7 protein-coding genes are annotated in these 6,830 nt (G+C 60.6%); 4 read left to right on the top strand and 3 right to left on the bottom strand.

Annotation, left to right across the window (positions count from 1 at the left end):
- Positions 1–527 (bottom strand): GNAT family N-acetyltransferase (locus E8E78_RS12350; RefSeq protein ID WP_280312349.1); only part of this gene is annotated, 527 nt, incomplete at its 3' end.
- A 96-nt stretch (positions 528–623) separates the two neighbouring features.
- Positions 624–1,490: a universal stress protein gene (locus tag E8E78_RS12345; RefSeq protein WP_114942181.1), complete on the bottom strand. Its 867-nt coding sequence runs from the start codon at positions 1,488–1,490 to the stop codon at positions 624–626.
- A 211-nt stretch (positions 1,491–1,701) separates the two neighbouring features.
- Between E8E78_RS12345 and fnr the strand changes: the two genes are divergently transcribed.
- Positions 1,702–2,433 (top strand): fumarate/nitrate reduction transcriptional regulator Fnr, encoded by a 732-nt coding sequence (fnr, locus tag E8E78_RS12340; RefSeq protein WP_059394877.1) that lies wholly within the window; start codon positions 1,702–1,704, stop codon positions 2,431–2,433.
- Here the strand turns inward: fnr and E8E78_RS12335 are convergent.
- Positions 2,402–3,139 carry a hypothetical protein gene (locus E8E78_RS12335; RefSeq protein WP_059394878.1) on the bottom strand — a complete coding sequence of 246 codons (738 nt, stop codon included), beginning with the start codon at positions 3,137–3,139 and terminating at the stop codon, positions 2,402–2,404. The genes fnr and E8E78_RS12335 overlap by 32 nt on opposite strands.
- A 190-nt stretch (positions 3,140–3,329) precedes the next feature.
- Between E8E78_RS12335 and E8E78_RS12330 the strand changes: the two genes are divergently transcribed.
- From E8E78_RS12330 to E8E78_RS12320, 3 genes are read left to right on the top strand one after another with little or no spacing between them, the layout of a single operon-like run.
- Positions 3,330–3,890 carry an Hsp20/alpha crystallin family protein gene (locus tag E8E78_RS12330; RefSeq protein ID WP_059394879.1) on the top strand — a complete coding sequence of 187 codons (561 nt, stop codon included), beginning with the start codon at positions 3,330–3,332 and terminating at the stop codon, positions 3,888–3,890.
- 58 nt (positions 3,891–3,948) lie between these two features.
- A complete protein-coding gene (locus E8E78_RS12325) occupies positions 3,949–4,413 on the top strand; it encodes a CBS domain-containing protein (RefSeq protein ID WP_033695979.1) in 465 nt (154 codons plus the stop codon).
- Positions 4,414–4,447: 34 nt separating this feature from the next.
- Positions 4,448–6,823: a phosphoketolase family protein gene (locus tag E8E78_RS12320; RefSeq protein ID WP_114942182.1), complete on the top strand. Its 2,376-nt coding sequence runs from the start codon at positions 4,448–4,450 to the stop codon at positions 6,821–6,823.
- The last annotated feature ends 7 nt before the right edge of the window (positions 6,824–6,830 follow it).

Raw genomic sequence — 6,830 nt, 5'->3', positions numbered from 1 at the left:
GGGTCAGCGGCGGTGGTGAACCCCGCCGCCTTGGCCAGGTCGCGCATCGCATGGTTGGCTGCCGCGTCGACCGAATACATCTGCCGCAAGCCCTTGGTCCGGGCATGATCGATCAGGTGCTTGAGCAGCAGGCGACCCAGGCCATGGTGCTGCCAGCTGTCCATGACGGTAACGGCACATTCGCACTCGTCCTTGCCGCTGGCGGTGGCGTAGCGGGAAATGCCCACTTCCTGCAATTCGCCATCCACGTGGGCGAGGGCGACGTAGGCCGCCTGGCGATCCTGGTCGACCTTCATCAGCTGGTCGAGCATGGCTTCACCGGGCTCCCTGAGCTGGCACAGGAAGCGGAAATGCCGTGATTCGGGCGATAGCCGTTCGATGAAGGCTTTTTCGCGTTCACGGTCCTGGGCCTGCAAGGGCCTGATAAGCACGTGAACGCCGTTTTCAAGGGCTTCGATCCAGTGTTCACCCGAAGGTTTGGGGAACGAAGGCGTTGTGTGCACACGGGAAGTCTCGGCAGGTGCCATGGCAATGTCCTCTATGTCGAATGAACAAGGAAGTTCAGTGTCGACAGTAGGCCCTGCGCTGACTTGACAGTTGTCAAATGCTTCACTCATGACCTGTCAAACCGATAGAAAAAGCTCCCCCGATTCAGGGTCAGCCAACGCCTGCTGACGCGCCTTGGCGTAGACCACGAGCAAGCTGCATTTCAGGTTGCTTAGCAGGTATTCCAGGGTCGCGAACTGCCAGGCGCGGTGAGGGCTGGTGATCACCACGGTGTCGTAGCCGCAGCGATTGGCGTATGCGCAGAGGGTGTGCGCGCCTGATCCGACGATCAACTGGTGATGCGCGTTAGGGATGCCCAGTTGCGCGACGAAACGTTTGAATTCGCTTGCGAGGGATTCATACGAGGGGATTTCCGCCAGGCTGTAGTGCTCGCTGTGACGCAGGAGGGCGGCCTGGTCATAAACGCAGAAGAGATGCATCTTCGCCTTGCGCGCATGGGTTATGAGCCTCGCGGCTTCGACGACTGCGGCATTCGCTTCCCCGTCGTCCAGGTCTTCGCAGCTGGCCGGCGCCGCTACAAACAGCTTGGCTTGACTTAGCTCTGAACGTTCCCGTGCAAACAACACGGGGCAGGGCGCAAGCCGCATGAGTTCGAGGCCGAAACTGACGAGACCGTCGGCTTGAGCCTGCAGAACTATCAGGTCGGCGGCGCATGCCCTGGCCAGCTTGACCAGTGCTTTCGCCGTGGGTTTGATTCGCCTGACCTCCGGCTCCAGGTGGATGCCGCTGTCGAGGAAGACCTTGGCCACGCCTTTCTGTCTGCCCAGGGTATCAAGATGCCTGGACTCGGTAGCAGGCGGCGCTATGTGGATGGCGAGGGTCACCGAGGCGCCGACAGCCGTCGCCAGCTCGATCGCCTGTTCGATAGCTGGATCGTATCGATCTTCGTTGGCTGCAAGGACAAGCAAGCTACTGATTTCCATGATCTGCACCTTTTGGCTGAGAGCGCCTGGCAAACAGTCGGGCTTCTGCGAAGCGTTCGACGCTTGAGCATGCAGGCGCACGCAAGGCGCGGTTTGATCTTCATCAAGTCGCCTCGGGTGGCATGCAACCCTTGGTCGGATAGACCGCTAACGTTTTGTGGGGCCGCTAACTTGAATAGATGCCCGCCTGCAAAAAAGCGGAGGCATCGTCATGTCAGGCTCTGCAGAAATGGGGGCAAGGCCCCATGTGAAGTGCCTTGCGTGTTCGTTGAGCCGGCTCTGTCTGCCCGCTAGCCTCAGTGCCGACGAAGTGGACAAGCTGGAGCGGATTGTCCGCCGTAACCGGCCGTTGAAGCGGGGTGAATACCTGTTCAAGGCCAATGAGCCCATGGAGCACGTGTTTGCCTTGCGCTCCGGGGCGATCAAGAATTTTCTGCTTGATGCCGACGGCACCGAACGGGTGACTGGCTTCATTCTGCCGGGGGAAATGCTGGGGCTGGACGCTATTGGTGCCAGTCATTATCGAAGCTTTGCCGTAGCCCTTGAAATATCGCTTGTCTGCTCCATCAGGCTGGACCAGCTGGTGGACCTCTCCGGCCAGATTCCGGGGTTACGTTATCAATTGCTTCACATGCTCAGCCTGGGGATCCAGGGCAAGGACGAGCACCTGCGCTGCTGCCATGGGCGGGCCGACCAGCGGCTGGCGGTCTTCCTGTTGGGTATGTCGGCGCGTTACCAGGCGCGGGGGCTGCGGGCTGATATGTTCAAGCTGCCGATGTCCCGAGCTGATATCGCCAACTACATGGACCTCACGCAGGAAACGATCAGCCGACTGTTCGGCCGTTTCGTCCATTCAGGTTTCCTGCAATGCGTCGGGCGTGAGGTCAGGCTCATCGACATGCAAGGCTTGGTCAACCTGACCCATCTAGAGGAACCCACTTGAGTGCAGCAAGCAATCGGTCATAGCGTTGCACAGGCCCGCGTTCGAGTGGGGGCCTAACGCAGAGTGTGCGTGGTACATGATCTGTGCGTATCCAGATTCGCTGCGGGGCTACGCCTGTTTGCCAGCATAGCTGAGCCAGTTGGCGCGCTACCTGTGGCGGTGCGCAACAGTAGACCGTGTCCGGGTGAAAGGTGGTCAGCAAGCGCCTGATATGCCACCAGCCACTGCTGCTGTCACGCGGCAGCGGAGGCAGCGCCGCCAGCCAGGTTTGGCATTCCTCTGGCAGCAGCTCGGCCGCAATGCCGTCATGTGACAGCTGCAACTGTACCCAAGGCAGCCAGCAGCGAATCTCATCCAGCGCGCCCAGCAAGGGCAGCAGGCCATCGGCGCGAGCGATGGCCAGCAGCCTTGTACTTTGCAGGGGCAGCGGCCAGGCGCTGCCGAGCGGCCCGGTATAGTCAAACAGCTCTCCCACCCGACCCAATGGCTGCGCATGCTGAATGCTGACGATAAATTGCCCGGCGACACCAGGCAGGGTCACATAGCTGCATGGCCAGCACTCGCTACCACGGCCGAGCATGCAGTACTGGCCTGCCATTGCCTCGCTGCACGGCTGGCGGCAAAGGGCCAGGCGCACGAATTGCTGGATGCCCGGCCCCGGCAACGTTTGCAGCAAGCGGACGCTGGCACTGCCATCTTGGTTCATGGCTGCCTCGCACTGTAATCATGTCTTGCTGATATCAGCCTAGGCCGTAGTCAATGCGGCATGTTGACCAGGATCAAACCGGCGGGCGGAAGGGGCGCCACGCTGTTGATAAAGGTCAAACGGGGGGGAGCCCCACGGCGCATGCTCGAGGCGTCTCCCTGGGAGGCATTACTCATTCGAGGAGGTCGCCATGTCAGAAGTTGCTAAGAAAGTGCCTGTTACCCCGGTCGCCACCCAGCCAGCCAAAGCTTCGCCGCCCAGCGTCGAACCTTCGGATCTGTGGCGGCCCTTCCAGCAATTGCGCCGTCAGATCGACAGCCTGTTCGAAGATTTTGGCCGGCGGCCGATGCGCATGCCGTTCAGCCACACGCCATTCGATGTTGAACCTTTCTGGCGGCGTGACCTGTTCACCCACGGCATGCCGGCCATGGACATCAGCGAACAGGCCGAAGAGTACCGCATCAGCGCCGAGTTGCCCGGCGTTGATGACAAGGACATCGAAATCAAGCTCGCCAACGGCAACCTGGTGATCCGCGGCGAGAAACACGAAGAAGTGGACGAAAAGCGTAAGGAATATCACCTCTCCGAGCGCCATTACGGCAGCTTCGAGCGGGTCTTCCAGCTGCCCCGTGAAGTCGACGCCGAGAAGATCAACGCCCAGTTCAACAAGGGCGTGCTGCTTGTGCACCTGCCCAAACGCGCCGAAGCCATCCATCCGGAAAAGGTGATTCCGATCAAGAGCGGTAAATGATCACCCATTACTACTGCATCGAGGAGCAAGGAGGCTCCGCCTGTGGAGGTAGAACATGATGTCCATTGGCAAATACTGCAACCGTGACGTGGTCACCGCACCACCCGGTATCTCCATCTATGCCGCGGCGCGGATGATGAATCAGTACCATGTCGGCGATCTGGTGCTGGCCGAACATGTCGACCGCGAGCGTTGTCGGCCCATCGGCCTGATCACCGATCGCGACCTGGCGTTGCGGATCATTGCGCGCAACCCACCGGATCAGGAAGACTTGCAGGCAGTCGATGTGCTGCCCCGGCCTTTGATCACCGCCAACCAGAACGAGGACCTGTTCGATGTGATCCTCAATATGCGCCGCGCCAATATCCGACGCATTCCGGTAGTCGATGATTTCGGCCTGCTGGTCGGCATCGCCACGGCGGACGACCTGGTGGGCCTGCTGTCGGACCACCTGCACGAACTGTCACTGCTGATCCGTCAACAGAGCCGGCGGGAGGAAGATCTTCGCGGCGAAGACCTTTGAGCGCGCGCGGGCGCGATGACGAAAGGAGGCTGGCATGAGTGATTTAACCGGTACTGAAGAACTCGAAAGCCTGGACGCCTATTGGCGGGCGGCGAACTACCTCACCGTTGGCCAGATCTATCTGCAGGGCAATGCCTTGTTGACCAGGCCCTTGACCTTGGCCGATGTCAAACCTCGGCTGCTGGGCCACTGGGGGACGTCCCCGGGGCTCAACCTCGTCTATACCCATCTGAACCGGTTGATTCGCCAGTACAGCCTCAATGTGCTGTTCGTCACGGGGCCTGGCCACGGCGGTCCTGCCCTGGTCGCTCAGGCATACCTCGACGGTACCTACACCGAGCTCAACCCATTGGTCGAGCGCAACGCACTTGGAATGGCCCGGCTCTTTCGGCAGTTTTCCTGGCCTTATGGCATTGGCAGCCATGTCGGCCCCCATGTGCCTGGCTCCATTCACGAAGGGGGCGAACTGGGCTATTCGCTGGCCCATGCCTATGGTGCCGCCCTGGACAATCCGCAACTGATCGTGGCGTGCGTCATTGGTGATGGTGAGGCCGAAACCGGGCCACTGGCTGCCAGCTGGCACTGCAACAAGTTCCTCAACCCCGCCCGCGACGGCGCGGTGCTGCCCATCTTGCATCTGAACGGTTACAAGATCGCCAACCCCAGCGTGCTGTCGATGATCAGCGAGGAGGAGCTGACCAGCCTCATGTATGGCTATGGCTATGATCCGTATTTTGTCGAGGATGACGAGCCGATGGAGGTCCATCGCGCGTTGGCCAGGACGCTGGATGTCATCTACGAGAAGATCAGCCAGATCCAGCGCCTCGCGCGGCATGCCGAAGACCCGCAGGTGGTCGACAGGCCCTTGTGGCCGGTGCTGATTCTTCGTACCCCCAAGGGGTGGACGGGGCCCAGGTACGTGGATGGGCAACGCGTAGAGGGCACCTGGCGGTCCCATCAGTTGCCGTTGGCGGACCTCGACAAACCGCCGCACCTGATGCAGCTGCAACAATGGCTGGAAAGTTACCGTCCCCATGAGCTTTTTGACGCACAGGGTACGTTGTTGCCTGAGCTGGCCGCGCTGACCCCAACTGGCCGGCGACGCATGAGCGCGAACCCCCATGCCAACGGCGGTCTCTTATTGCGGGCCCTGGATTTGCCGCACTACGCCGATTACTGCGTGCCGATGCCGGGCCCTGGTCAGGTGCGGGCCGAGGCGACCAGAGTGCTGGGTGGTTATGTACGCGATGTCATGAAGAACAGCCTTGCGTCGCAGAATTTCCGCCTGTTCGGCCCTGACGAAACGGCGTCCAACCGTCTGGATGGGGTGTTCGAGGCAACCGACAAGGTATGGCTGGATGCTCACGCCAGCGATGATGGACACCTTTCGGCACAGGGACGGGTCATGGAGATCCTCAGTGAGCACATCTGCGAAGGTTGGCTGGAGGGGTATCTGCTGACCGGCCGCCATGGCCTGTTTTCCTGTTACGAAGCCTTCATTCATATCGTCGATTCGATGATCAACCAACATGCCAAATGGCTCAAGACAGCGGCCGAGGTACCGTGGCGCAAGCCGATCGCCTCATTGAATATCCTCCTGACTTCGCATGTCTGGCGGCAGGACCACAATGGTTTCTCGCACCAGGACCCAGGCTTGCTCGACCTGTTGGCAAACAAGAAGGCCAATCTCGCGCGGATCTATCTGCCCCCTGACGCCAACTGCCTGTTGTCGGTGGCTGAGCATTGCCTGCGCAGTCGTGGGTACATCAATGTGATCGTTGCCGGTAAGCAGATGGAGTGGCAGTGGCTCGACAGCGAAGCGGCCGCCGTGCATTGCCAATCAGGTATCGGGCGCTGGGGCTGGGCCTGCCATGATGACGAGGTGCCCGAGGTGGTGCTTGCCTGCGCGGGCGATGTGCCGACGCTTGAGGTGCTGGCGGCGGTTACGCTGCTGCAAGAGCATGCCCCAGACGTGCGCGTGAGGGTGGTGAATGTCGTTGACCTCATGGCCCTGCAAGTGTCGCAACAGCATCCTCACGGGCTGTCCGACAGCGACTTCAATGGGCTGTTTACCGAAGATCGTCCGGTAATCTTTGCCTTCCACGGCTATCCGGCGTTGATCCACCGCCTGATCTACAAACGCGCCAACCCGCAACGATTCCATGTGCGGGGCTTTCGCGAAGAGGGTGCAACCACCACGCCGTTCGACATGGCGGTCATCAACAACCTGGACCGCTACCAGTTGCTGCTCGATGTGTTCGAGCACGTGCCACGCTTGCAGCCCCAGCTCGAACAGGCCCGCGCCCGCTATTGGGCAACGATGGAAAGGCACAAGCTCTACCTCATCGAGCATGGCAAAGACATGCCTGAAGTTGCGCAATGGCGTTGGGCTTCACCGCTAGGGGCCTGACCCAGCC

The sequence above is a fragment of the Pseudomonas sp. BN505 genome (assembly GCF_029873175.1).
Taxonomy (GTDB): Bacteria; Pseudomonadota; Gammaproteobacteria; order Pseudomonadales; family Pseudomonadaceae; genus Aquipseudomonas; species Aquipseudomonas putida.
Note: the sequence above shows the minus strand (reverse complement) of the source record. Positions and strands in the feature narration are given on the sequence as shown.